Origin of the sequence: Sneathiella marina (assembly GCF_023746535.1) — a bacterium.
Lineage (GTDB): Bacteria > Pseudomonadota > Alphaproteobacteria > Sneathiellales > Sneathiellaceae > Sneathiella > Sneathiella marina.
In genome coordinates, this window is the sequence record NZ_CP098747.1 from 3,730,258 (window position 1) to 3,752,706 (window position 22,449).

24 protein-coding genes and 1 pseudogene are annotated in these 22,449 nt (G+C 49.0%); 14 read left to right on the forward strand and 11 right to left on the reverse strand.

From position 1 onward, the window contains the following. Nucleotides 1-3: 3 nt before the first annotated feature. The 3 genes from NBZ79_RS17970 to NBZ79_RS17980 are packed head-to-tail and all read right to left on the reverse strand — an operon-like array spanning nucleotide 4 to nucleotide 3,306. Nucleotides 4-1,167 (reverse strand): Gfo/Idh/MocA family protein, encoded by a 1,164-nt coding sequence (locus tag NBZ79_RS17970; RefSeq protein WP_251934032.1) that lies wholly within the window; start codon nucleotides 1,165-1,167, stop codon nucleotides 4-6. After that, nucleotides 1,167-2,222 carry a sugar phosphate isomerase/epimerase family protein gene (locus NBZ79_RS17975; protein ID WP_251934033.1) on the reverse strand — a complete coding sequence of 352 codons (1,056 nt, stop codon included), beginning with the start codon at nucleotides 2,220-2,222 and terminating at the stop codon, nucleotides 1,167-1,169. The genes NBZ79_RS17970 and NBZ79_RS17975 overlap by 1 nt, the downstream gene beginning before the upstream one ends. 19 nt (nucleotides 2,223-2,241) lie before the next feature. Further along, on the reverse strand, nucleotides 2,242-3,306 hold the full coding sequence (locus NBZ79_RS17980) for a LacI family DNA-binding transcriptional regulator (RefSeq protein ID WP_251934034.1): 1,065 nt from the start codon (nucleotides 3,304-3,306) through the stop codon (nucleotides 2,242-2,244). Nucleotides 3,307-3,705: 399 nt separating this feature from the next. On the opposite strand from NBZ79_RS17980, the gene NBZ79_RS17985 reads away from it, so the two are divergent. From NBZ79_RS17985 to NBZ79_RS18040, 12 genes are all read left to right on the forward strand, one after another. Beyond that, nucleotides 3,706-4,593, forward strand: coding sequence for a sugar phosphate isomerase/epimerase family protein (locus tag NBZ79_RS17985; RefSeq protein WP_251934035.1), 888 nt, complete (start codon nucleotides 3,706-3,708; stop codon nucleotides 4,591-4,593). 8 nt (nucleotides 4,594-4,601) lie between these two features. Continuing rightward, a complete protein-coding gene (locus NBZ79_RS17990) occupies nucleotides 4,602-5,771 on the forward strand; it encodes a mandelate racemase/muconate lactonizing enzyme family protein (protein ID WP_251934036.1) in 1,170 nt (389 codons plus the stop codon). A gap of 21 nt (nucleotides 5,772-5,792) precedes the next feature. Then, nucleotides 5,793-6,224, forward strand: coding sequence for a VOC family protein (locus tag NBZ79_RS17995; protein WP_251934037.1), 432 nt, complete (start codon nucleotides 5,793-5,795; stop codon nucleotides 6,222-6,224). Then, the gene (locus tag NBZ79_RS18000; protein ID WP_251934038.1) at nucleotides 6,221-7,159 is read left to right on the forward strand and encodes an NAD(P)-dependent oxidoreductase; all 939 of its coding nucleotides are present in this window, start codon (nucleotides 6,221-6,223) and stop codon (nucleotides 7,157-7,159) included. Before NBZ79_RS17995 ends, NBZ79_RS18000 begins: the two co-directional genes overlap by 4 nt. Nucleotides 7,160-7,202: 43 nt before the next feature. Continuing rightward, nucleotides 7,203-8,306 (forward strand): ABC transporter ATP-binding protein, encoded by a 1,104-nt coding sequence (locus tag NBZ79_RS18005; RefSeq protein ID WP_251934039.1) that lies wholly within the window; start codon nucleotides 7,203-7,205, stop codon nucleotides 8,304-8,306. Between the two features lie 58 nt (nucleotides 8,307-8,364). After that, nucleotides 8,365-9,798 carry an ABC transporter substrate-binding protein gene (locus NBZ79_RS18010; protein WP_251934040.1) on the forward strand — a complete coding sequence of 478 codons (1,434 nt, stop codon included), beginning with the start codon at nucleotides 8,365-8,367 and terminating at the stop codon, nucleotides 9,796-9,798. A gap of 141 nt (nucleotides 9,799-9,939) precedes the next feature. Continuing rightward, nucleotides 9,940-10,833: a carbohydrate ABC transporter permease gene (locus NBZ79_RS18015; protein ID WP_251934041.1), complete on the forward strand. Its 894-nt coding sequence runs from the start codon at nucleotides 9,940-9,942 to the stop codon at nucleotides 10,831-10,833. Between the two features lie 2 nt (nucleotides 10,834-10,835). After that, on the forward strand, nucleotides 10,836-11,711 hold the full coding sequence (locus NBZ79_RS18020) for a carbohydrate ABC transporter permease (RefSeq protein ID WP_251934042.1): 876 nt from the start codon (nucleotides 10,836-10,838) through the stop codon (nucleotides 11,709-11,711). Between the two features lie 10 nt (nucleotides 11,712-11,721). Then, nucleotides 11,722-12,810 carry an ABC transporter ATP-binding protein gene (locus NBZ79_RS18025; protein ID WP_251934043.1) on the forward strand — a complete coding sequence of 363 codons (1,089 nt, stop codon included), beginning with the start codon at nucleotides 11,722-11,724 and terminating at the stop codon, nucleotides 12,808-12,810. Further along, nucleotides 12,807-13,115, forward strand: a complete 309-nt coding sequence (locus NBZ79_RS18030) for a hypothetical protein (RefSeq protein WP_251934044.1) — start codon at nucleotides 12,807-12,809, stop codon at nucleotides 13,113-13,115. The genes NBZ79_RS18025 and NBZ79_RS18030 overlap by 4 nt, the downstream gene beginning before the upstream one ends. 27 nt (nucleotides 13,116-13,142) lie before the next feature. Further along, complete coding sequence (locus NBZ79_RS18035; protein ID WP_251934045.1) at nucleotides 13,143-13,895, forward strand: FadR/GntR family transcriptional regulator; 753 nt, start codon at nucleotides 13,143-13,145, stop codon at nucleotides 13,893-13,895. A gap of 176 nt (nucleotides 13,896-14,071) precedes the next feature. After that, the gene (locus NBZ79_RS18040) at nucleotides 14,072-14,593 is read left to right on the forward strand and encodes an A24 family peptidase (RefSeq protein WP_251934046.1); all 522 of its coding nucleotides are present in this window, start codon (nucleotides 14,072-14,074) and stop codon (nucleotides 14,591-14,593) included. Nucleotides 14,594-14,602: 9 nt separating this feature from the next. Here the strand turns inward: NBZ79_RS18040 and NBZ79_RS18045 are convergent, their stop codons facing one another. From NBZ79_RS18045 to NBZ79_RS19770, 8 genes and pseudogenes are all read right to left on the reverse strand, one after another. Further along, nucleotides 14,603-14,956 carry an EamA family transporter gene (locus NBZ79_RS18045; protein ID WP_251934047.1) on the reverse strand — a complete coding sequence of 118 codons (354 nt, stop codon included), beginning with the start codon at nucleotides 14,954-14,956 and terminating at the stop codon, nucleotides 14,603-14,605. 33 nt (nucleotides 14,957-14,989) lie between these two features. Then, nucleotides 14,990-16,027, reverse strand: a complete 1,038-nt coding sequence (locus NBZ79_RS18050; RefSeq protein ID WP_251934048.1) for a glycosyltransferase family 2 protein — start codon at nucleotides 16,025-16,027, stop codon at nucleotides 14,990-14,992. After that, on the reverse strand, nucleotides 16,024-17,835 hold the full coding sequence (locus tag NBZ79_RS18055) for a hypothetical protein (protein WP_251934049.1): 1,812 nt from the start codon (nucleotides 17,833-17,835) through the stop codon (nucleotides 16,024-16,026). Before NBZ79_RS18055 ends, NBZ79_RS18050 begins: the two co-directional genes overlap by 4 nt. A gap of 148 nt (nucleotides 17,836-17,983) precedes the next feature. Beyond that, nucleotides 17,984-18,754 (reverse strand): 2-keto-4-pentenoate hydratase, encoded by a 771-nt coding sequence (locus tag NBZ79_RS18060; RefSeq protein WP_251934050.1) that lies wholly within the window; start codon nucleotides 18,752-18,754, stop codon nucleotides 17,984-17,986. Nucleotides 18,755-18,997: 243 nt separating this feature from the next. After that, nucleotides 18,998-19,417, reverse strand: a complete 420-nt coding sequence (locus tag NBZ79_RS18065) for a response regulator (RefSeq protein WP_251934051.1) — start codon at nucleotides 19,415-19,417, stop codon at nucleotides 18,998-19,000. A 13-nt stretch (nucleotides 19,418-19,430) separates the two neighbouring features. Beyond that, nucleotides 19,431-19,970: a hypoxanthine phosphoribosyltransferase gene (hpt, locus tag NBZ79_RS18070; RefSeq protein WP_251934052.1), complete on the reverse strand. Its 540-nt coding sequence runs from the start codon at nucleotides 19,968-19,970 to the stop codon at nucleotides 19,431-19,433. Nucleotides 19,971-20,036: 66 nt separating this feature from the next. Continuing rightward, nucleotides 20,037-20,615, reverse strand: a complete 579-nt coding sequence (locus NBZ79_RS18075; protein WP_251934053.1) for a DUF3426 domain-containing protein — start codon at nucleotides 20,613-20,615, stop codon at nucleotides 20,037-20,039. 69 nt (nucleotides 20,616-20,684) lie between these two features. Then, nucleotides 20,685-20,741: pseudogene (locus tag NBZ79_RS19770) on the reverse strand (hypothetical protein); the annotation flags it as partial. A gap of 124 nt (nucleotides 20,742-20,865) precedes the next feature. Between NBZ79_RS19770 and ftsE the strand changes: the two are divergent. Together ftsE and NBZ79_RS18085 are read left to right on the forward strand one after the other, a co-directional pair. Next, nucleotides 20,866-21,564, forward strand: a complete 699-nt coding sequence (gene ftsE, locus NBZ79_RS18080; protein ID WP_251934054.1) for a cell division ATP-binding protein FtsE — start codon at nucleotides 20,866-20,868, stop codon at nucleotides 21,562-21,564. Further along, complete coding sequence (locus tag NBZ79_RS18085) at nucleotides 21,561-22,448, forward strand: cell division protein FtsX (RefSeq protein WP_251934055.1); 888 nt, start codon at nucleotides 21,561-21,563, stop codon at nucleotides 22,446-22,448. Before ftsE ends, NBZ79_RS18085 begins: the two co-directional genes overlap by 4 nt. Nucleotide 22,449 lies beyond the last annotated feature (1 nt).

Here is a 22,449-nt window from a genome sequence, read left to right on the forward strand (position 1 = left end):
CTCCTAGCCCAACCTGACCCAGGCAGCATTCCGAGCCGAAGAACGGACACAAGCATCTATAAACTGTACACCTTTCAAACCATCATGGACTGTCGGATAGATCACTTCAGCTGACGGTTTCTTACCCTCTCTCGCCGCGAGTATTGCCGCGGCTGCCTCTCCATAGATATTGGCGAAACCCTCAAGATAACCTTCTGGATGACCTGGCGGAATACGGCTCATACGCTCCGCCGCTGAGCCAGCTCCCGCGCCTTGCCGAGTGATCAGCCGTTTGGGTTCTTCAAGCGGTGAGTGCCAGAGGTAATTTGGATCTTCCTGCGTCCATTCCAAACCGCCTTTCTCCCCGTAGATGCGCAGGCGCAGCGCATTTTCGTTACCGGGTGCGACCTGTGAGCACCAGAGCATGCCACGCGCACCGCCCTTGAAGCGCAGCATCACATGGGCGTTATCATCCACCCTGCGCCCCTCGACAAAGGCCTGCAAATCGGCGGCGAGGCTGTCAAGTTCCAAACCGGTGACAAAATTCACCAGATTAAAGGCATGGGTGCCGATATCACCAGTAGAGCCGCCAGCCCCGGCCCGCGCCGGATCCGTCCGCCATTCCGCCTGCTTAAAGTCCTGCTCCGTCGTCAGCCAGTCTTGCGGATATTCCACCTGAACAATTCGAAGCTTGCCAAGGTCACCCTTGGCGATCATTGCCCGTGCCTGACGGATCATGGGATAGCCGGTATAGTTATGGCTAAGGATAAAAAGTGCTTCGGACGCCTCCGCCACTTTCACAAGTTTTTTTGCATCCGGCAATGTGGACGTCAGGGGCTTGTCACAAATTACATGGATACCGCGCTTGAGAAATTCACGGGCAGCGAGAAGATGGACATGGTTTGGTGTTACTATGGAAACAGCCTCAATACCGTTTTTAAGCCGTGCTTCGCGCATGGCCATCTGCTTGAAATCATCATAGATGCGGTCAGGAGCGAGACCCAATGCTGCTCCGGATTGTTGGGCTTTTTCTGGCGTCGATGAAAGAGCTCCCGCGACCAAGACGAATTTGTCATCAAGACGGGCGGCTACGCGGTGCACGCCGCCAATAAAGGCGTCATTGCCGCCACCGACCATACCCAGACGAATTTGCCGGTCCAAGCGCTCATTGCGTCCTTCGATCGCCATCAGGAAATCCCCAGCATTTTACGGTTGGCTTCCTCGTCAGTGCCACCGTCAGCAAAGTCGTCGAAGGCCCGCTCGGTAACCCGGATAATGTGATCTTTGACAAACTGCGCCCCTTCACGAGCGCCATCTTCGGGATGCTTAAGGCAGCATTCCCATTCAACTACGGCCCAGCCCGTAAAATCATTGGCGGCCATTTTGGAGAATATGCCAACGAAGTCCACCTGCCCGTCGCCAAGGCTACGGAACCGTCCTGCGCGATCGACCCATGATTGATAGCCACCGTAAACACCCTGCCTCCCTGTCGGATTAAACTCCGCATCCTTCACGTGAAACATCTTGATGCGATCCTTATAGATGTCAATATGATCGAGATAATCCAGGCATTGCAGTACATAATGCGAAGGGTCATACAGCATGTTGCAGCGGGCATGATTGTCCACCCGCTCCAGGAACATCTCAAACGTCACGCCGTCATGCAGATCTTCGCCCGGATGTACTTCATAACAAACATTAACGCCGCAATCTTCAGCGTGATCAAGCAAGGGCCGCCATCGTTTCGCCAACTCGTCAAACGCCGTTTCCACCAGTCCTGCAGGCCGCTGCGGCCAGGGATACATATAGGGCCAGGCCAGCGCACCTGAGAAGGTCACGTGATCTGTCAGCCCAAGATTTCGGGAGGCACTCAGTGCCTTTTTGACCTGATCCACCGCCCATTCCTGACGGGCTTTCGGATTGTTATGCACTTCCGGTGCGGCAAAGCCATCGAACGCGGTATCATAAGCTGGATGCACGGCGACCAGCTGACCTTGCAGATGAGTCGACAGCTCGGTCACCTCAATACCGTTGGCTGCCGCTTTTCCCTTGAACTCATCACAATAATCTTTTGAGCTCGCCGCTTTTTCAAGATCAAACAGACGGCTATCCCAACTTGGTACCTGCACGCCGGCATATCCGCAATCCGCAGCCCATTTAGTGATGCTGTCCCAAGAATTAAACGGCGCATCTTCGCCCGCAAATTGCGCCAGAAATAGCGCCGGTCCTTTGATGGTCTTCATGTTTTTCCTCCCAGGGGTGTTAGCTGCCAAGCGGCGGCATATTTTCTTTTAAGTAGACGTCAATCCGAATGCGTTCTTGTGAAATATTGATCGGCAAACTATCGCTTTTCGCCCGCAAAACACGGACTGTACTCCGGACCAAATGCCCGGTATCCTGTGAAATTATGGCGTCAAATGTCCCTTGAACCAAAGCGTCGCGCGATAACGGCGTCAGCTCATGCCCGACAACCATAACCTTCTGATCGAGATCGTTCAGTCGTAAAAAATTAATCAGGCCCGCGTTCCCGGCCGCCGACGAATAAATTCCGGCAATGTCTGGTGTCGTCGCAAAGGCGGCCGGCAGCAGTCGCTCCAATAGATCCGGATTGTCCCGCCCCTCCAGGGATGGCAACACGTCAATATCTGTAAATTTTTCAGACATCACCTGATCAAATCCCAAACGGCGCTCTAAATGATCCCGCGCCAACATGGATCCAGTGATAACAAGCAATTTCTTACGGCCTTGGGCCAGAAAATGCCCCATCAGCTGACCTGCTGTCCGACCCGCAGCAATATTGTCGATCCCGATGAAATGGTCCCGCTCAGAATCTGGTAGGTCTGACACCAAGGCGACCACAGCAACGCCGCGCTTCTTGATCTGGGCAATTGCCTCGCGTACGGAAGAGTTTTCAGGGCCAAAAATTGCAATGCCATCCACATCTTGTGGATCCATCTTTGAAATAATGCGGGCCATGGCCTGCGGATCGAAGGCCGGCACGCGCTCGAAACTGAGCTTTGTCCGCTCTAACGTTAAAACCTCAGACAATTCAGTAATTTGTTGCTCCAGCATCGAGACAAATTCATTGTTGCTTTCCGGTAGCAGGAAGTGAAAATTGTAAATCCGTCCGCGTGCCAGGTTTGCGGCCGCCGTATCTCGCACATACCCCAATTCCTTGATGGCTTTATGGACCCGTTCGATTGTGACATTGCGAACACCTGGCCGATCATTGATGACCCGATCAACTGTCGCAAGGCTCAGCCCCGCCACCCGGGCAATGTCATTGACCGTTGGTTTTAAATTTATGTCACGCCCGTATTTTCCCACTTTTTTCGCCTTAACTCCCTTCAAGCGAGATATCAAGATTGCTTCTTGATTCACTCTTTGTATTTGGTGTAGCCTAAATGAGGTACGCACCTCAAGTCAAACTTCATTTGAGGCGCCTACCATATTTCTGATATGTGCGCCTCGCGCAGAACACTGAAATGAATTGGGGTCTGATGCCTTTTTATGGAGCCGCTGATTATAAAAACCACGATAGCTTGAATATTTTGAAACGTAAAAAAATCCTTGAATTGGTTGGACCATTTTGGTAGTACCAATTTCAGGCAAAATTTCGTCGGCTAAATAGTGAGCCGATTTGGGGGAATACAAAATGCACGCACAATCGAGCAACATTCTTCCTATTGTGGCATTGGACGACAACGAAAAATAAGGGAGCGAAGAATGCATTTATCCACTCATAATTGGATGCGCGCGGAATCAGTTGAAACAACATTACGGCGTGGCAAACAATATGGTCTTGAGAGTATCGAGATCAGCGGAGAGCCCGACCAATATGATACAAAAGAAATCCGGGCCATTCTGAATGAGCTGGACATGTTCTGCTGGGGTTCAGTGACCCTGACACTCGGAGATCGCAACCTGGCCGCAAAAGATGAAGGGCAACGAGCGGCAACAGTGGATTATATGAAGCGTGTCGCGACCATGGCACATGAATTGGGCGGCCGTGAGCTGACGGTCGTCCCGGCAACCGTTGGTAAAGTCACTCCGGACGGCACACCCGAAGAAGAATGGCAATGGGTTATAAATGGCCTCAAAGAAATTTACGAACTAACTGAATCATACGGTATCAAAATTGGCCTTGAACCGCTCAACCGCTTCGAGACCTATTTCTTGAACCGTGCAGATCAAGCTGTCGCATTGGCCAAGGAAGTTGGCCCTAATTGCGGGGTTTGTTTGGACGCGTTTCACCTCAACATTGAAGAAGAAGATTTCCACGCCGCCATTCGTTCGGCGGGCGATATGCTGGTGGACTTTCATGTCGCCGACAATAACCGTATGCCTCCGGGAATGGGACAACTCAACTGGGCTGAAATTGTCAAAACCCTGAAAGACATTAACTACACTGGCGGTATGACACTCGAGTTTGTAACACCGATTGACCGTACTCCGGTGACCAAATGGCCAAATCAGGTGGAAACCGACCCGGTGGATATCTCTCCGGAGCAGTTGAAATTCATCGAAGACCATGGCAGCAGTTTGCTCAGCGAGGAGTTTTATACAGAGATGGTCAAACGCTCTTGTGAGCATATCGTTCCTCTCATCCGGTAATTTTACTAATGAACATTTATACAATTGCTGACGTTGAGGCCCGCTGGATAAGTTGCCCTATTCCTGAGGCGCATCAACATGTGTCCGACTTTGGTAAAATTTCCAGCTTCGACATGACGCTGGTGACCGTAACACTTGAGGACGGTACCAAGGGATATGGTGAAGCCAAAGCCGCTGTTGGTAGCATGGGCTCTTGTGACAGTCTGGCCTTGGTGATCGAACGGGAACTCAAACCCCAGCTGGTTGGTCAGGACGCCCGCCAGATCAACCGTATTTGGTCGCTTTTGTACAATGGCTCCCGTCAGGGATACGCTGAACAGCACGGTCGGTCCTTCCATGTTCTTGGGCGTCGGGGTTTATGGATTTCTGCGATGAGCGGGATAGATCTCGCCTTGTGGGACCTAGCGGGTAAACGTTTGAATTCTCCCGTACTGGATATAATTGGCGGGCCCATACGGGATCGAATGAACGGCTATGCCAGCGGCGGCTGGGCCGATGCCGGGAACATCGGCACTCAACTAAAATCATACGTTGATCGTGGATTCAAGGCCGTGAAGATGCGGATTGGTGTCATGGATGATACTGTTTCCAACAGTGTGGCCCGGGTAACAGCCGCTCGTGCAGCAGTTGGGCCCGATATTGATATCATGGTTGATGCCCATGGCACATATAATGGCGCTGAGGCTCGGGAGTTCAGTCGTCGGACGGAAGATTTGAACCTGCGCTGGTTTGAAGAACCCGTCAGCGCCGATTCCCGCAAGGCAATGACAAATATCCGAAGCCATACTTCGATGCCGATTTCCATGGGTGAGAGTGAGTTTACCTGTTTTGATTTTCAGGATCTCATTGATCGGGATGCTGCCGATATATTGCAGCCTGATATGGCTATCTGTGGTGGATTCAGCGAGGGATTAAAAATTTCCGCACTCGCTGTTTCTAACCAACTGGAACTTGCTCCGCATTGCTGGGGATCTGCCTTCTCGTTCGTGGCTGGGTTAACCCTCGGGTTTGCCAGCCCAGCTGCAAAAGTAATCGAATTTTCCCTTGGGGCCAATCCACTACTGAGAGATTTGGTGCAGGAAAATATTGATGCAGAGGATGGATCTTTCGAGCCACCGGCAGGGGCAGGGTGGGGCTTGACCCTTAATGAAGATTTTGTGTCCGAATTTGGCCGATAACAAAAACACAGGACGAAGAGAATGCCAGAAATCAGCCACTTGCAACATGTGAATATCTTGGTCGATGACCTGAACGCCGGCATAGAATTCTATACGAAGGTCGTCGGGCTGGAATTGGATACGACGCCTGATTTACCTTTTCCGGCACAGTTCTTTAAGCTCGCATATGGTGGGCAGATCCACATGAATGAAATAGCGGACATCAAGCCCGTTAAAGCACATTTCTGTCTAGTTGTAGATGATTTCAATACTACGTTTCGGCGCATGAAGGCAGCCGGCGTTATTGATATAGTAACCATGGGTAAAATCAGACGCCTGCCGGCTGGCACCATGCAGATGTTCATACGTGATCCCTCCGAAAACCTTGTTGAAATCGCCAGTAAACGCGGAAGTGAAATTGACAATGACGTCCTTCAAGATGACATGGTCAGTGTTGGGAATGGTGATACATGACGATACTGATGCTGGAAACACTCGACACGGCTGGCATGGCATTACTCGGTGAGGCGGGAGAGGTCATTCATTCCCCTACCCCGAATGCACACGATCATTCTTTGCCCTTTGATAAAGTTACCGCCATCATCACCCGTGGCCTTGGAAAGCTTGACAGACCCCTGCTGGAAAAATGCCCCAATTTGAAGGTCATAGCCCGTTGCGGTGCCGGCCTTAACAATCTTGATACAGTCGCTGCCAAAGCAATGAATATCCCGGTAGTCTTTGCACCAGGTATTAATGCAACTGCAGTTGCCGAACATGTTTTGATGCTGATAATGATGATTTTACGCAAAGGTTTTCGGGCTGTAACTGAAGTTAAAAACAGTAACTGGCAGTATCGCAATGACATGCAAAGTGACGATCTCTGCGGCAAGAAAGTAACCCTGGTCGGTACGGGGAACATCGCCCGCAAAGTTGCGGAGTATACTTCAGCACTTTCCATGGAAACCGTAATGTGCGGACGTGAAGGAAGAGGAATGCAAGGTCTGCGGGACAATCTCGAGACCCACCTCGCGACAACGGACGTGCTGTCGTTACATATTCCGGCCGATAATGATAATGACCTGTTTGTTGATGCAATATTGCTGAACAATCTTAAACCTGGCGCCATTGTCATTAATACGGCACGCGGCAGCCTGATCGACGAGCTAGCGATGGTCAATGCGCTTAACGACGGACATATCGCTGCATATGGAGCCGACGTGATGACCACGCAACCTCCGCCCGCTGATAATGCGCTTATCAATCATCCCAATACTGTGGTGACCCCGCATGCAGCCGCGCTCACCAAACGAACGTATCAGGAAATGAGTATCTTCACGGCTCTGAATGTCGTTTCAATCCTGTCCGGATCGACGCCGGACAAACTGTCAATTTATCACGGAGCAGCTTGAAAATGGCAAGCTTCAAAATGGTTATCAACCTAGGTGGTAATGAATGTTTTCTTTGAAAGTAACAGGGCTGGTAAAGCATTTCGGCGACGTCAAGGCTGTGGATGGCCTGGATATGGAAGTCAAGAAGGGGGAGTTTTTTGCCCTTCTCGGCCCCAGCGCCAGTGGCAAGACGACCTCTTTCAGGTCAATTTGCGGTATTGAGAAGCCGGATGCAGGCACCGTCATAATGGATGGTCAGGATATGACCACTGCCTCTATGCGCGATCGTAATGTGGCAATGGTGTTCCAGACTTTTGCGCTCTATCCACATCTGACGATCCGCGACAATCTGGCCTTCCCGTTGAAACAACAAGGATTGGACCGAGGTGAAATTACCAAGCGCATAGATGAGATTGGTGAATTACTGCGCCTGTCCCACACCCTGGACCGTAAGCCTGGAACCGCCAGCGGCGGAGAGCAACAGCGCATTGCCATTGGGAGGGCCCTGATCCGTCGCCCGGAACTGTTGCTGTTGGATGAGCCATTGACCAACCTCGATGCCAAGCTGCGCCATGACACGCGGGCTGAATTTAAGCGCCTTCATCGGGAACGTGGCATTACTATTGTATATGCCACACCGGACGAACTGGAGGCTCTGACTATGGGCCAGCGGATCGGTGTACTGAAAGAAGGTCGGATGGTCCAAATTGGCGAACCGGATCACCTGTATGATTTTCCTGATGACGCCTATGTCGCCGGCATGGTGGGCTCGCCGCGCATGAACTTGATCAACGCCCGCAAAAAGGGGGAGGGTTCTGGATCAACTGTTGAGGCGCCGCTGGGCGATTTCAAGAAAGGTCAGTGGAAATCAGAATTTGAAAAATTTGCGCATGGTGATGAATTCATGTTCGGCATTCGGCCTCACGATATTGTCCCGGTTGGCTCGACCCAGGAGTTTAACGGCCCGACATTTGAAGCTGATATCCATCTGATCGAACCTTTAGGCGACGTTATCATCCTTGATCTCGTTGTAAATGGTGCCCGGCTCAAGATGGTTTTACCCGAAGAACAGGCCATTGGCTATGACGTCGGAGATCAACTCAAATGCGGATTTGATCTTGCAACAACACACCTCTTTACCAAAGAAACCGGAACGGCCGTTAGGTAGGCATTTCGGAATAAATAACAACACCTACAAATCTGGAATAAGGACAAGGAGAAAAAAATTGAAAAAGCATATAAAAAAGGGAGGCGTCCTTGCATTGAGTGCAATGATGGCGACCATACTAGGAACGGCGGCCCCCGCGTCGGCGAAAGATATAGTTATTCAGATGGCAGCGCCCGACTGGAGCCCCACGCGGTTCATGCAGGAGTATGCCGATAAGACTTACAAGGCACCCAGCGGTAACAATGTTACCTTGGCTATCGACTTTATTCCTTGGCCGAGCTTCTATGAGCGTGTCGCGGCATCTATGGCATCAGGTGAGAAGAAGTATCAGCTGGTAGTGTCCGACAGCCAGTGGATCGGTACTTTCATTGAAGGCGGCCAATTCATGAAGCTGAACAAATATATAGATGCTGATCCTGAGTTGCAGAAAACACTAGCCGATGTTCACCCCGCACTGACCGAAGCTTATGCAACTTATCCATATAAGTCAGATAATATCTATGGTTTCCCGCAGATGCCGGATACCAAGGTTGCCGTATACCGTGAAGATCTGTTCTGCAATGAAATGGAACAGGCGAATTTCAAAGCCAAGTACAGCAAGACATTGCCATGTACCTATGAAGACTGGGAAACTGTTGATTGGGAAACATGGGGCAATATCGGTGAATTCTTCCGCCGCTCTCCTGGTGATAAACTGGGAAGTGGGACGACCAACGAAGATTTTTACGGTGTCGCCTATCAAGCCGGTAAGGGATACGACTTCTCATCCATGCAGATCAATGCGTTTATCTGGCAGAACGGTGGTGGCATTTGGGATGAATCCAAACAACCGGAAGCTCAGGCTGAAGGCGTTGTCAACTCTGCAGCAGCAGTCAAAGGCCTTGAGGAATATCTCGACCTTCTGAAATATGCCCCACCAGCCGCCAAGACCGGTCAAATGGATATTTTCCAGATCCAGGAATTGTTCATGCAAGGCAAAATTGCCGCCATGGTCAACTGGAACGCTGTAGCGGCGGCGGCACTTGATCCGAAAAACTCCAAGGTTGCGGATAAAACAGCTTTTGCGTTGCCTCCCGGAACACCTGGCCCAGACGGTACGCTGGTCCGTTGGGACAATATCGGTGGCCAGCCCTTCGTATTAACCACCTGGAATGATGACGAAACCGTCAAGGAATCTCTTGATCTGGTTAAATGGTGGTTGTCACCGGAAACCCAACTCGAGTTTGCTAAGAAAGGCAGCGGAAATGCCGCCATCAAGAGCGTCATGGAAATGCCTGGCTACAATGACATCAACCCCTGGAACAAAGCCCATGTTGAAGTCCTGCCCTGGCAGAAAGACGTCTGGCATATTCCGGAATTTTTTGAGCTGTTGACACAGCAGCAAGAAGAATATGACAAAGCGATTACAGGCCAGATTTCTGCGCAGGAAGCTCTGGACAACATTGCCAAATTCCAGCAGGAACTCCTGACGGAAGCCGGCCGTATCAATTAGTGCAGAAGTACTAGAAGTTCTTTTCCAGCGTTGGGCGGGGGCGCCTATGGTATCTGGCGCCCCTGTCCATAGCCGGCAGACTTTATCAATTATCATTCCGTGAAGCTTGAGAGCTTCGCCCAGAAAAGTCGGAATATTTTAATGCGTGGATTTATGGATTGGCTAATGGACCCCAAGCGCCGGGGGCCGATGCTCGTGACACCTGCCATATTGCTGTTGTTTGTCATGAATATCTTTCCGCTGATGTGGTCATTTGGATTGAGCTTTTTTCACTATAAAGCTTCTTCCATGAAGCCTCCCCGGTTTGCCGGTTTATATTATTATGAGAAAGTCCTAACTGACCCCGTCGTTTGGGAGCGTTTCCAAACCACCGCGCTCATTGTTAGTTTGAGCGTTTTGGTTCAGATGATCATAGGGTTTGCGCTGGCGATCTTATTTTCCAAGAAATTTCCAATGCGCCGTGAAATCCTCATGCTGATCCTGACACCAATGATGTTGTCATTTGTAGCTGTTGGCGTGTTCTTTAAACTGTTCTACGAACCAACTTTTGGCCTCATTAGCCAGGCCTTCATGGTCTTCACCGGTGAGCCACTGGCACTATTGGCGACCAAATGGGGAGCGATTCTTGGTATTGTGATTGCGGATGCCTGGATGTGGACACCGTTTGTGATGCTTTTGGTGCTGGCGGGCCTGGTCAGTGTCCCTAACTATTTATATGAAGCCGCAGAAATTGATCGTGCAAGTACGTGGGAACGATTTAAGACTGTTACATTTCCTTATGTTAAAGGTCTGTTATTGCTCGCGCTTCTATTCCGTACGATTGAGACGTTTAAATTATTTGATGTGGTTTACATTATCACTGCCGGAGGACCGGGGTCTTCGACAGAGACCATAGCGGTCTATGTATACCGCATGGCCTTCCAGTTCTTCAAAACCAGTCAGTCATCTGCGCTTTCATACATATTGCTCTTTGTGGTGATCGTGTTGACAAACCTTTACCTCTATTTTGTAAACCGTCGTGAGCAGGAGGCCTGAATATGTTTGGCAGGGCTAAGAAAAAACGGGCAATTCGGGAAGCTGGTTGGGGCCATACGGTTATTTGCACAATCATAGGTCTGATTTATTTCTTCCCGGTATTGTGGATTATCCTGACCGCTTTCAAGACACGTCAAGATGCGTTGGCAACACCGCCGTCCTTCCTGTTTACGCCGACACTCGATAATTTCCTTCGTGTATTTTATCGAGTGACGACAGATGGTGAACAGTTGTCGACCGGTATGGGATTGTTTTTCTTTAATTCGATTTTTATTGCGGGTGCCGGTGTGCTATTGGCTCTGATCGTCGGAACAATGGCGGCTTATGGCTTCTCTCGTTATCCGCTTAAAGGAAATGATACCTATCTGTTTGTCATCCTGACGACACGTATGCTGCCACCGATCGTTGTGATTGTGCCAATATTTCTGATGTTCCGCATCACGGGACTCAGCGGCAGCTACATCGGGATTATTTTGCTCTACGCCATGTTCAATCTGGCATTCAGTGTCTGGATGATGAAAAGCTTCTTCGATGAGCTGTCCACAGATGTGGAGGATGCCGCGCGGCTGGAAGGTGCCAGTGAATGGAAGGTCTTCTTCAAGATATGTATTCCGCAGTTGAAGGCCGGTTTGGCCGCAACGTCTGTCTTTGCACTGATCCTGACCTGGAACGAATTTCTGTTTGCATTACTGTTGACGGGCAGTGATACCCGGACGGTACCTGTGGCCATGGCCCGTTCCATGGGCGGTCAGCTTGGCGTCGACTGGGGATTGCTTGCCGCAATCATCACTCTGTTCCTGATACCTGTGTTCATCGTCACTTATGCTTTGCAGAACCATCTACTGCGCGGCGTCACCTTCGGTACAGTTAAAAAGTAAGGCGTAAAAAATGGGTTCTATTAGAGTTGAAAACCTGACGAAACGATTTGGCGATCTCGTCGCCGTCAATGCTGTCGATATGACGATCGAGGAGGGCGAGGTGTTATGCCTTCTCGGCCCGTCAGGATGTGGTAAGACGACCACTTTACGCATGATAGCTGGGTTGGAGCAAGAAACTGAAGGAGATGTCTATATTGGCGGGAACCTCGCCAACGATTTGTCACCTTCGGAGAGAGATATCTCCATGGTATTCCAGTTTTATGCCTTATATCCGACTTTAACGGTAGCAGAGAATATCGCGTTTCCCTTGCGGTCAGAAAGCTCTAGTGCCGAAGAGATTAAGGTGCGTGTCATGGAGGTTGCGCGTGCTCTGCAATTGCAGGACGTTCTGAATCGCACACCCGGACAACTGGGTGAAGGAGAAAAACAGCGCGTCGCGGTAGCACGGGCGATTGTGCGCGACCCAAACTGTTTTCTGTTTGATGAACCGCTCAGCCGCCTTGATGTGACTTTACGGCAAACCATGCGCGGTGAAATCAAGGAAATCCTCAACAGCCTGTCCAAAGCAACGGTTATTGTAACACATGATCAGTTGGAGGCATTGACCATGGCGGATCGGATTGCTGTGATGCGTCAAGGCAATATCGAGCAAATTGCAACACCGCACGAAATTTTTACACAGCCAGCCAATTTGTTTGTTGCCGGCTTCATTGGGACACCGTCAATGAACCTCCTACCGGGCATCTTGCGGACCTATTCAGACGGGATTGCAACCTTTGAGCTTTGCGGTCAGCAGATCAGCCTGAAAGTCGATCCAGCTGTTGCTAACCTTTCTCCGGGATCAGCTGTCACCATAGGAATTCGCCCCCGGGCCTTTAAATTGGAAACAACGGAGACGAATGTCGGTATCGCCGTAGAGGTAGATTTGATTGAACCTATGGGCGCTGAAACGCTTATTCACACGCTTGCCGGAGACACGGACATTCGAGTGGTAATCAATAGAACTGAAAAAGTCTCCGTTGGTGATCGCGTGAGAATTGTCAGCAGACCAGACCAAAATCTGGTTTTCGACCAGTCAGAAAGGTTGGTATTGTCATGAGTGATGTTTCTGAAAAAGGCATGACGACTAAACAAGCACGGCGGCTTGAATATGGTATTATCGGATTTTGCCTGCTGGCTCTGGTTTCAATATTTCAACCCTTCAGCCAAGCGCTATTCACTATAGGCTGTATTTCTGTCGTCGTGGGTGGCTTGGCATTCAATTTGGTGCCATTTTGTGTTGCTGGAAACAAATACCGTGATATTGCCAAGAGTGGTATGATCGTTGTCATAGTTTTTGTCATAGTGGTCATCCTGGCCCTGGCTTCGGCGTGGGGATACGGTGTCTATCTCCGATCACAATAGGTAACGAGAACAATTTGGGAAGAGGCTATGAACCAGGCGGAAGTAAAAAGAATTGTCGCGGAATTGCTGCCTTATATTAGGTACCATCGGCTGCAACCTGGTGATCGCTTACCCTCTGAAAGGGATTTATGCACCAAGTTCAACGCCAGCCGTAATTCTGTGCGGGAAGCTCTGACAGCTCTTGAAATCATGCGGGTGGTCGAACGCCGCCCCAACTCTGGTATTTACTTGCAAGAGTTATCGCGCGATACCAGTGTTGATGCGATGGTGATGTTCCAAGATGCGGGAGTCCCTTTGCTGAGTGAAGAAGTGGCAGGTTTCGTTGAGACACGACGAATTCTGGAAATCGAAAGCTTTCGCCTGGCCTGCGAAAGGAGTACAGAAGAAGATCTTCAAAAATTGCGTGAAATCCTTACGTTCTGCGAAGAAAATATCGAAAATTGTGAATTGATTGCTGAATATGATGCAATTTTCCATCTCGCTCTTGTCGAGGCTGCGCATAATCAGGTGTATTTGCGCGTGGTCAATTCTTTTTATCTGACATCGAAAGATCGCCGGAAGGTCTTTTTCAAGTCCTTGGAGCAATGCAAACGATCGCATCAGGACCATCTGAAGCTATATAATTCCTTGAAGGACAGAGACTATGTTTCCGGTAAAAAAATATTAAACCGACATCTCGCGACCGTCGGCGAATTCTGGGAACGGCACCTTAAGCAAGAAAAGGAATCCGCAGCTCGGGAAGAGAAGCTGGGAAAATCGAAAATTGAGGCGACCCGTTAGCCCCAACGCTCAGGCTACTTTCTTCTTGAACGGTGCCCCAAGCTCGACGCCTCGGAACATCGAATTTTTCCCTTGTTCCATCGCAGAATTTCATCATTTATTAACCGTATCCTAACTTCTACTGCCTACAATTCTTACCATTGCTATGAAATGCGGATTGTAGAAAAAGGAATATCATGCCTGTTCTGATGATGTCGGCTGGCGGTTTGGTTTTACTTGCAGCTATCTGGGATTTATTTTCCCGGCGCATCCCAAATCTATTACCACTCATCATAGCCGCACTGTATTTGATGCATTGCGTTTATACCTCAGCATGGTCGGATATGCCGTGGCATCTTTTGACAGGTGCGGGCGTCCTCGTCGTGGGCATAGTAATATTTTCTTTTGGCTGGCTCGGGGGCGGAGATGTCAAATTGCTCGCAGCCCTGGCACTTTGGGCCGGTCCCGACCATCTTATTTTGCTCCTATTAATCACTGGTGTCGGAGGTGGACTTTTAGCGGTTCTGTATGTGCTACCTGCGATTCTTGCCAAAAACCCGGCGGTGTCCAGCAGCATAGATTGGATATTTACCCGGATTTTGAAAAGGCCCGCACCAATGCTTATGGCGTCCAATTCGCAAGGGCTACAATTACCTTATGGTGTAGCAATCGCGATTGCCGGGTTCGCTGTATTCTATCAGATTTCCGGCGGAATTTAGCTGCGCCAATTAAGCGGCGCGCGCGAGCCAAATTCCAAAAACAATACAGGCGGCTCCGGCCAGATACCTCAAACTTAAGGGTTCTTTCAAGAAGATGTAGCTCATCAGCGGGACGATGATAAAGCTCAGACCCATAAATAAATAAGCCTTGTTCAACGGGAAATGTTTTAGAATATACACCCATAAAATGGTGGCGATTGCATATAGCACCAGCGCTACAATAAAATAACCGTTCATGGATAACTTCAGGATTGAACTTACATCCAGTGCTGCAACGTCTTTGCTTGAAAGTTTGAAGAGAATTTGCCCAGCCGACAGAATAAAAGGCATAATTAGGATTAGCGCGTCTTTGGTTATATCCAATCTGCTTCTCCAATTTTGTGACCAGGATGTTTCTTAGGCAAGGTGATCATTTGCTTCTTCAGGTAAGTTGGGTACCTGCCCAGCATCAATTGAGGCGGGTCCCCCAATTGAAAGATAAGCAATACGTTTCCTTTCCCGCCTGCTTCTTGTGACGGAATCCAGAATAAATCCGCAAGCCAGAAACAAAAAAGACAGCAGCATAGAAGCGCTGGAAAGCACAGCCGTCGGCAGTCGCGGCACAAGACCTGTTTCCAGATAGGTGATTGCCAATGGAAAGGACAAAATTAGAGAGGTTGCCGAAAAGACAAGGAACAGCCATCCGAAAAAAGTCATCGGGCGCTCGTCCTTTATCAATTTCACAATCAGTTTCGAGATTTTCAAACCATCCGAAATTGTGTTCAATTTACTGTCGGAGCCTTCCGGGCGTTCAAGGTAAATACTGGATATTTCGGCAACCGGCATATTCAACTCAAGTGCGTGAATTGTAAGCTCCGTCTCAATTTCAAAACCTTCGGACAGTATTGGAAAGGATTTTACAAACCTTCTTGAGAACACCCGGTATCCCGTTAGTATATCATCAAACCTTCGCCCAAAAACGCCAGCGACTAGTGCGGTGAACATTTTGTTGCCCAGCACATGGCCCTTTCTGTAAGCCGAATCCATCGACGCTTCACGTTTTCCGCAAACCATATCAAGGCGTTGTTCTAAAAGGTGAGAGACAAGCTTAGGGGCAACTGCGGCCTCATAAGTCGCATCCCCATCAACCATGACATATACATCGGCTTCTATATCTGAAAACAGCCGTCGAACGGCATTTCCTTTTCCAGGCATGGATTCAAATATAACGTCAGCACCTGCCGCACGCGCCTTATTGCTGGTTTGATCAGTTGAAACATTATCGCAGACGACAATGCGGGCGTGAGGCAAGGCCTTTTTAAAATCTTCAACCACCGTTGAAATGGTTTTCTCTTCATTGAAACACGGAATCATCACCGCAATAGAAGGCATCACCAGCCCATCGATACCCGCCGATGTCATACCCTCCTTACTGATAGCTTCACTTTGGTTCACTGTTTTAAAGCCTTATATTCAAATAACCGCCAGGGCTTTGGCACCTTTACTTCTGACAATTCAGGCGGCAAGTTCCCTGATAGCAACCGAGTATAGAATATAGACGCATCCTCCGCCTCTTGATAGTACCAACGCTCTGCAGCATTGGGACATAGTAAAATATAGTCAATGTCATATTTTAACAGCAAAGATTCACTTACCTTATATTCTGTCGCTGTAAGCAGAGAATAAGAATCGAAAATTGCATCTCCATTCCTGTGGTACGGCACGGCTAGAAAATGATGCTGGGTTCGATACATGAGTTCTGGCCCACGATCTATGTTATTGGTGAACCTGAGGTTATTTCGACCGCCAATGAAATCCTTGTCAGTTAAGAAAGCCGTGATATCAAAGATATCACATTTTTCGGTGTCACCTTCGATGGAAGCCTCAGCCTCCTTGGTTTCAAATGCTTTTGTTATATTTCCGACAAGTATCGCTAAGCAAAATGGGCCAACTATGAAGATACCTCTCACGAAAAAACCGCTCATGCCCTTCCTCCAACCCGCGAATTTTTCATTTACCCATGTTATAAGATTGTCGATCAATGGACCCGCTGCAAAGACAGCCACGACGGTGAGATAGAGGCTCGCACGAATATGCGCTAAAGCAAGGGCACCAGTGCAAATTAACAGCAACGTTATCCACACCCAAACTTGTCGGCGTTCCGACGGCAATCTACCAAAAAGGATTAGACCGCCATAAACAATTCCGGCCATGGGCAATAAGCAATAAAGGGTGACCAGCTTACCGCTTATGAACAAAGGGGTCATTTCAGAAACCTTGTCATGCCAAATGGGGTTTATTCGCGGATCAGCCTCAGCCATCGGGCCTATAAACAAGTCCGGTAAGAAGATTGCTATGATTGAAAAACTCACCACTCCGAATGCTATTGTTCCGAAACAACGCCTTACCAGTTGATCGGTGTTGTCCAAGAATTTCGCGCAGACCGTCCAGAACAAAACAGGGCAGGCAACGAGAAATAGCTGGGCGACTGTCAGTCGATCGTAGCGGTCAGCCAGAAACTCAGAAAAAGGTGTGTCGAGAATCAAACCAATCGCACAAAGCCCCAAAACTCCGATTGCGAAATTACGATTGGCCAAACGCCACGGCTTGCCCCAAATCAACCAGCAAATGCCCAGGCCGATTGTCAATGGAACGTAAACAATCAAAAACTCCAAGCTGATCCATATTCCCAATCCGGTCAATATGCCTGCCAATAAAGCGAATTTTGCCGAAAATGTTGGATTGCTGGCGCGAACCAGGCAGCCCAAGACTGCGGCCATAAGCGCCGCGAGAACCGCATGATGATCTATCCTGCCGATCCCTAAATAACTATGTAACGCCGGTTGTGCGGCGATGAGCAAAGCCACCAGCAATAGATTCTGGGTCTGCATTAAGGGCATTATGGCCCAAAGTACAAGTATGACGAGGAGCAACGACATCAAAGCCGGCATAAAAATTCCAGCCAATTCGAATGCAGCTCTATCGCTCATAAATGGCCGGATAGGTGCTGCAAGGGTCATGATCAAAACATCCATGGGGCGCGTCCAGTGAATGTCAGCCCCCTCCCCGGCGCCCGCCCGCTCTATTTTGTTGTCATACCAATTCCCGGTTTCTGCCAGAATATTCACACGTTCCAGCCGCATGTAGGAATCCGGTCCATTGGGCTCAAAATTTCGTGAGCTGTCACCCATTTGTAAGGGCAGCACAATAAAACACACGAGCCAAAGTGCGATGACAAGGAATATTCGCTCTAGGGTCAACATCCATCTCCGGTTTTCGCAATAAATGCGAGAATTGGATGTTAAAATAACCCAAAATCCTTAACAAAAATAAACCGGATAAGAGAATAGTGGGATTTTATTAACCCTATTTCACTTCAAGTGATACGAGGGGAAATTCAATCCGCTTCTATTATTCAAGACGGATAGAAACGGTCCCCAAATTCGAGAAATCCGCGACAACAAGATCGCCGGAATTTCCTGCGACAACTTTTGTCGTCAAACCGGTCGAAACCCAATCGCCAGCCTTCAAGTGCAAATCCCGGGAAATAAGATGATTACAAAGCCAACACAGAATATTAAGCGGCCCACCTATAACATTTCCGCCATTCCCCTCTGCGACAATATCTCCATTAATGGATAGTCGTGTGGATTGGGACTGCAAATCCAATGCCCGCCAATCTTCCTGCAACTCTCCCGGAATAAAGGCGTGATTGGCACTTCCATCTGCAATCGTCCATGCTATCCCGACACCAAATTGTCGATCAAAACGAGAATCGACTATTTCGACGGCCCCGGCCACACCCGCAATCGCCGCACAAACTTCAGGCACGGAATACTCATGCTCCTTGGGCCGTAAATCACGTGCCATCAAGAATGCAAACTCTGGTTCCAGTACGCGCATGGCATTTTTCGGTGTTTTAACGGTTTCCCCGGACGCATACATGCAAGGCTCAAAAATCGGGCCTGCAATGGGTTCTTCAATTTGAAGAGCTTCCTGTCCCGCTTTAGATGTTGCACCAACTTTCCATCCTCGAACCGGCCAGGCTACTTGCGCCATATATTCGGCTTGCAGGTCATAACTATCGTCAATGCTGAGTGGTAGGGCGGAGACATCTAAATCGATATGCTCCCCCCGTGTTTTAGCGCGTGCAAGCTGTGCGACAATCGATTGATGATCCATTATATTTCCGTATTACATTATCTCCGGTCCAATAACTTAATCATGATCGGCTGTCGTCCACAACAGTCAATTCAGGAACAACAATTCTTACAATCATAGACGGGAGTTGAGGCACAGCTATTTTCCTTTAGCGCCAGAGGAACGTAAATACGGCAAGTCCGGGAAAACCGATCCTGAATAGTGCCTTCTTCTTCATTTTCACGCAAATTTTTGATCATTCCCCAAAAATTACAGGACCGCCGATCATTCCTTGGTAACAAGACCTTCATCGCGTGTCGTTACCGCCCCGGCAGCTGGGGCAGCACTGGCCAAAGCTTCATCCACCTTTTCGCAAATTTCTGATAATGTAAAAGGTTTTGCAATCACATCGTGGATTAAGCTGTCCAAATTATGCGCACGCTGCCTCTCCGCCGCATATCCGGTCATCATCAATATCTTCAGTTTCGGATTTTCTTTTGTGACTTTCAACGCCAATGCAATACCGTCCATAATGGGCATCATGATATCTGTCAGGAGGAGGTCAAAAGTTGGGTCTTTCGCCAGCATATCCAGGGCAACGGCGCCGTCTTCCGCGACACTGACTTCGTGACCATGATGGGTTAAAGCACGGCTCACAAATTCCCGAAGAGCGCCTTCATCTTCTGCAACTAAAATGCGCGCCATTTCGTTACCTCAATCAATTCTGAACGATATACCCGATATAAGGAAGCTCCCGGTAATAATGAGCATAATCCAGCCCATAACCAATGACAAACAGGTCCGGGCAATCGAAGCCAACAAAGTCTGCTTCAAAATCATTTACGCGCTTTCCCTTTTTATCGAGCATCAAGCAGGTTTTTACTGTTTCAGCACCGCGGGATAAAAGGTCATTTTTTGCGAAATCCATGGTTCGTCCGGATTCCAGAATATCGTCGATCAACAGTACCTTGCGACCTTTTACGGTATCGACGATATCGCGCGTGATGACAACCGTTCCGCTGCTGATTGTTTTGTCCCCGTAAGAGGAAAGCGCCATAAAGTCGATTTGAGGCTGAACTCCTGCATGATGTAATGAACGGATAAGATCGGCAGCGAACACGAAACTGCCTTTCAATACAGCAATGACAAGTATGTCTTCGCCCAGATCATTTGCGATTTCTTCCGCTAGATCCTCGTTGCGCTTTGCAATATCAGCGCTTGAAAACAAAATTTCAATTTGTGGCTTCGAATCTGCCATTCCAACTCCCGCTCTCTTCTTACGCTAAAATATCGCGGTATTCCGCAGGTAATATCTTAGCTTTTGCTATTTCCCGATCTCGATGAGATCCACTTTGACATTTTTCGCTTCTTCAGGCGGTTGGTTCATACTTGTGGAAAACACCACCTGCCCCCACGGTTGGACCTCACGCTCTTCAACAGTTGTGGTCCAACTGTAAACATGCTGATCATCCGCGTTAATAAGTGCGACACTTACACGGGGCAATGGCTGGGTTAAATCCGTCACGTTTTTTATTACACCGGTAACTGTCAAAGTTGTGACACCATTTTGCAACACTGTTTTCGTTGTCAAATCATGGATTTCCAAACCGAGTGTATTCGTGGTTTCAACATCTATTTTTAAGGACTGGTAAAGAGCAGCACTTCCCGGCCAAATCTGAACAACGTAATTGCGTCCATAAAATGCGATAACTCCGATCCCGATAAGGACCAGTAAGAGAATCAGCCAGCCGAGCCTCTTTCCTTTTTTTCCTGACGCCGCTGCGCGCACCGGTGACTGGGGCGTCGTCATTTGCTCAATGCTCAACCCTTCCTGGCCGCCTGCCGGCGCCATTTCAGCCATGGTTTTCTCTTCAGGTAAATCTGCCGGCACAGTTTTCGGCATATCGCCGGGCGGAAACTCCCGCCACTTATGCCCACATTTTGCGCATTTAACAGCACGGCCTTCCGAACCGATCGAAATCGGGTCTATTGAATACCGCGTTGAACATGTTGAACAAGTTAATATCATTGCCCAGAGTAATCAGCCTACTGTTTAAACTTTCTTTTTTATAGGCGTTTGCTTAGACATGCACAAGACTGGCTGATAAATCTATCTTAGTTTATCGTCATTTCAGCTTTTTGCGGAGGATTGATTGGTCAGATTTGAAAATGTAGGCATGCGGTATGGCATGGGGCCGGAAGTTTTACGTGATATCAGTTTTCATTTGCGTCCCGGATCCTTTCACTTCCTAACCGGCCCTACCGGTGCCGGGAAAAGTTCTCTGTTGAAATTGCTGGCGCTCTCCCATCGGCCCAGCCGTGGTCTCGTGACCTTGTTCGATCGGGAAGTCTCCACACTGGAGCGCGACGATCTGCCCGCATTTCGGCGAAAAATTGGTGTCGTTTATCAGGAGTTCCGGCTGTTGGATCACTTGTCTGCAATCGACAATGTCGCCCTGCCGTTAAAAATTGCCGGCGCAGTTGATAGCCAGATATATCAGCATGTGGCAGAATTGCTCGAGTGGGTTGGCCTGGGAAATCAAGTGGATGCCAAGCCACCGACATTGTCTGGCGGTGAAAAACAGCGGGTTGCCATTGCCCGAGCCATCATAAACCGTCCTCAATTGCTGATTGCCGATGAGCCAACGGGAAGTATGGATGCGGAAATGGGCCTGCGCTTGATGCGGTTGTTCCAGGAGCTCAATAAGATTGGGACAACGGTTGTGGTCGCCACCCATGATTTGGACATGATACAAAGATTCGGAAATCCCGTGATGTATTTAAGAGATGGCCTCCTGTCCTCACGTAGCGCCGCCAATATCCCCGAGCGTTTCGACGAGACTGACACATGATACAAATTTTTGGTAAATCCGCAGAATTGCAACTGGAAAAGGATGTCTCCAGCCGGTATTTACCGGTTGTAATCTCCGCTATGATTTTTCTAGCGGCCCTTGCTATTGGCGGGATTTCGTCGTTAAGCGGCGCGATCAACGATTGGTCCGAAACGCTGACAGAAAACCTGACCGCCGAGATTGCCTATGAAGCGGGAGTGGATCTGGATGCAAAAGTGGATGCCGCCGTTAAATTGCTGTCCGAAACGCCCGGAATAACATCTGTTCGCGCAATCGAATTGAATGAAACTTTGAAGCTCCTGGAACCCTTTCTCGGCAAAAGCGCAGCCATTGCCCAACTCCCCGTACCACGGCTCATCGAAGTCATTGTGGAGGATGATGGCGCGCTGGACTTGCAGGCACTCAACGATAAACTCTCCAAGGCGGTTTCGGGTGCTAAGCTGGATACGCATCGGCCATGGCTGGATAAGATGATTGTGCTGGGCCGGTCTGTTCAGCTTCTCGCGTTCGCTGTCATGCTATTGATAGGTTTAGTCACTGTGATTATTGTTATATTTGCGGTCCGAACCGGCCTGACTATGCATTCAGATGTCATACAAGTGTTGCACCTTATCGGCGCACAAGATCGATATATTGCAGAGCAATTCCAGAATTACTTCTCCCGTCTGAGCTTTCTCGGCGCACTTCCCGGACTTATAACCGCCATTATTGTCATGTTTATTTTTAATTTTCTTGTCGGATCATTGGAAGCGTCTATGTTGCCGCCCCTGAATCTCGGAATTTTCGGCTTTGTGTCTCTCGCCATACTTCCCTTTCTGGTCGCTTTGTTAACCAGATATACAGTCAGAACCGTTGTTCTGAAATCTCTCAGCCGGATGATGTAAA

Coding starts and splice junctions, on each gene's coding strand:
- NBZ79_RS17995 (WP_251934037.1), top strand. CDS start 5,793: ATGCCAGAAATCAGCCACTTGCAACATGTGAATATCTTGGTCGATGAC.
- NBZ79_RS17970 (WP_251934032.1), bottom strand. CDS start 1,167: ATGGCGATCGAAGGACGCAATGAGCGCTTGGACCGGCAAATTCGTCTG.
- NBZ79_RS18015 (WP_251934041.1), top strand. CDS start 9,940: ATGCGTGGATTTATGGATTGGCTAATGGACCCCAAGCGCCGGGGGCCG.
- NBZ79_RS18040 (WP_251934046.1), top strand. CDS start 14,072: ATGCCTGTTCTGATGATGTCGGCTGGCGGTTTGGTTTTACTTGCAGCT.
- NBZ79_RS18065 (WP_251934051.1), bottom strand. CDS start 19,417: ATGGCGCGCATTTTAGTTGCAGAAGATGAAGGCGCTCTTCGGGAATTT.
- NBZ79_RS18035 (WP_251934045.1), top strand. CDS start 13,143: ATGAACCAGGCGGAAGTAAAAAGAATTGTCGCGGAATTGCTGCCTTAT.
- NBZ79_RS18075 (WP_251934053.1), bottom strand. CDS start 20,615: ATGCCGAAAACTGTGCCGGCAGATTTACCTGAAGAGAAAACCATGGCT.
- NBZ79_RS17975 (WP_251934033.1), bottom strand. CDS start 2,222: ATGAAGACCATCAAAGGACCGGCGCTATTTCTGGCGCAATTTGCGGGC.
- NBZ79_RS17985 (WP_251934035.1), top strand. CDS start 3,706: ATGCATTTATCCACTCATAATTGGATGCGCGCGGAATCAGTTGAAACA.
- NBZ79_RS18060 (WP_251934050.1), bottom strand. CDS start 18,754: ATGGATCATCAATCGATTGTCGCACAGCTTGCACGCGCTAAAACACGG.
- hpt (WP_251934052.1), bottom strand. CDS start 19,970: ATGGCAGATTCGAAGCCACAAATTGAAATTTTGTTTTCAAGCGCTGAT.
- NBZ79_RS18000 (WP_251934038.1), top strand. CDS start 6,221: ATGACGATACTGATGCTGGAAACACTCGACACGGCTGGCATGGCATTA.
- NBZ79_RS18025 (WP_251934043.1), top strand. CDS start 11,722: ATGGGTTCTATTAGAGTTGAAAACCTGACGAAACGATTTGGCGATCTC.
- NBZ79_RS18005 (WP_251934039.1), top strand. CDS start 7,203: ATGTTTTCTTTGAAAGTAACAGGGCTGGTAAAGCATTTCGGCGACGTC.
- NBZ79_RS18055 (WP_251934049.1), bottom strand. CDS start 17,835: ATGTTGACCCTAGAGCGAATATTCCTTGTCATCGCACTTTGGCTCGTG.
- NBZ79_RS17990 (WP_251934036.1), top strand. CDS start 4,602: ATGAACATTTATACAATTGCTGACGTTGAGGCCCGCTGGATAAGTTGC.
- NBZ79_RS18020 (WP_251934042.1), top strand. CDS start 10,836: ATGTTTGGCAGGGCTAAGAAAAAACGGGCAATTCGGGAAGCTGGTTGG.
- NBZ79_RS18085 (WP_251934055.1), top strand. CDS start 21,561: ATGATACAAATTTTTGGTAAATCCGCAGAATTGCAACTGGAAAAGGAT.
- NBZ79_RS18030 (WP_251934044.1), top strand. CDS start 12,807: ATGAGTGATGTTTCTGAAAAAGGCATGACGACTAAACAAGCACGGCGG.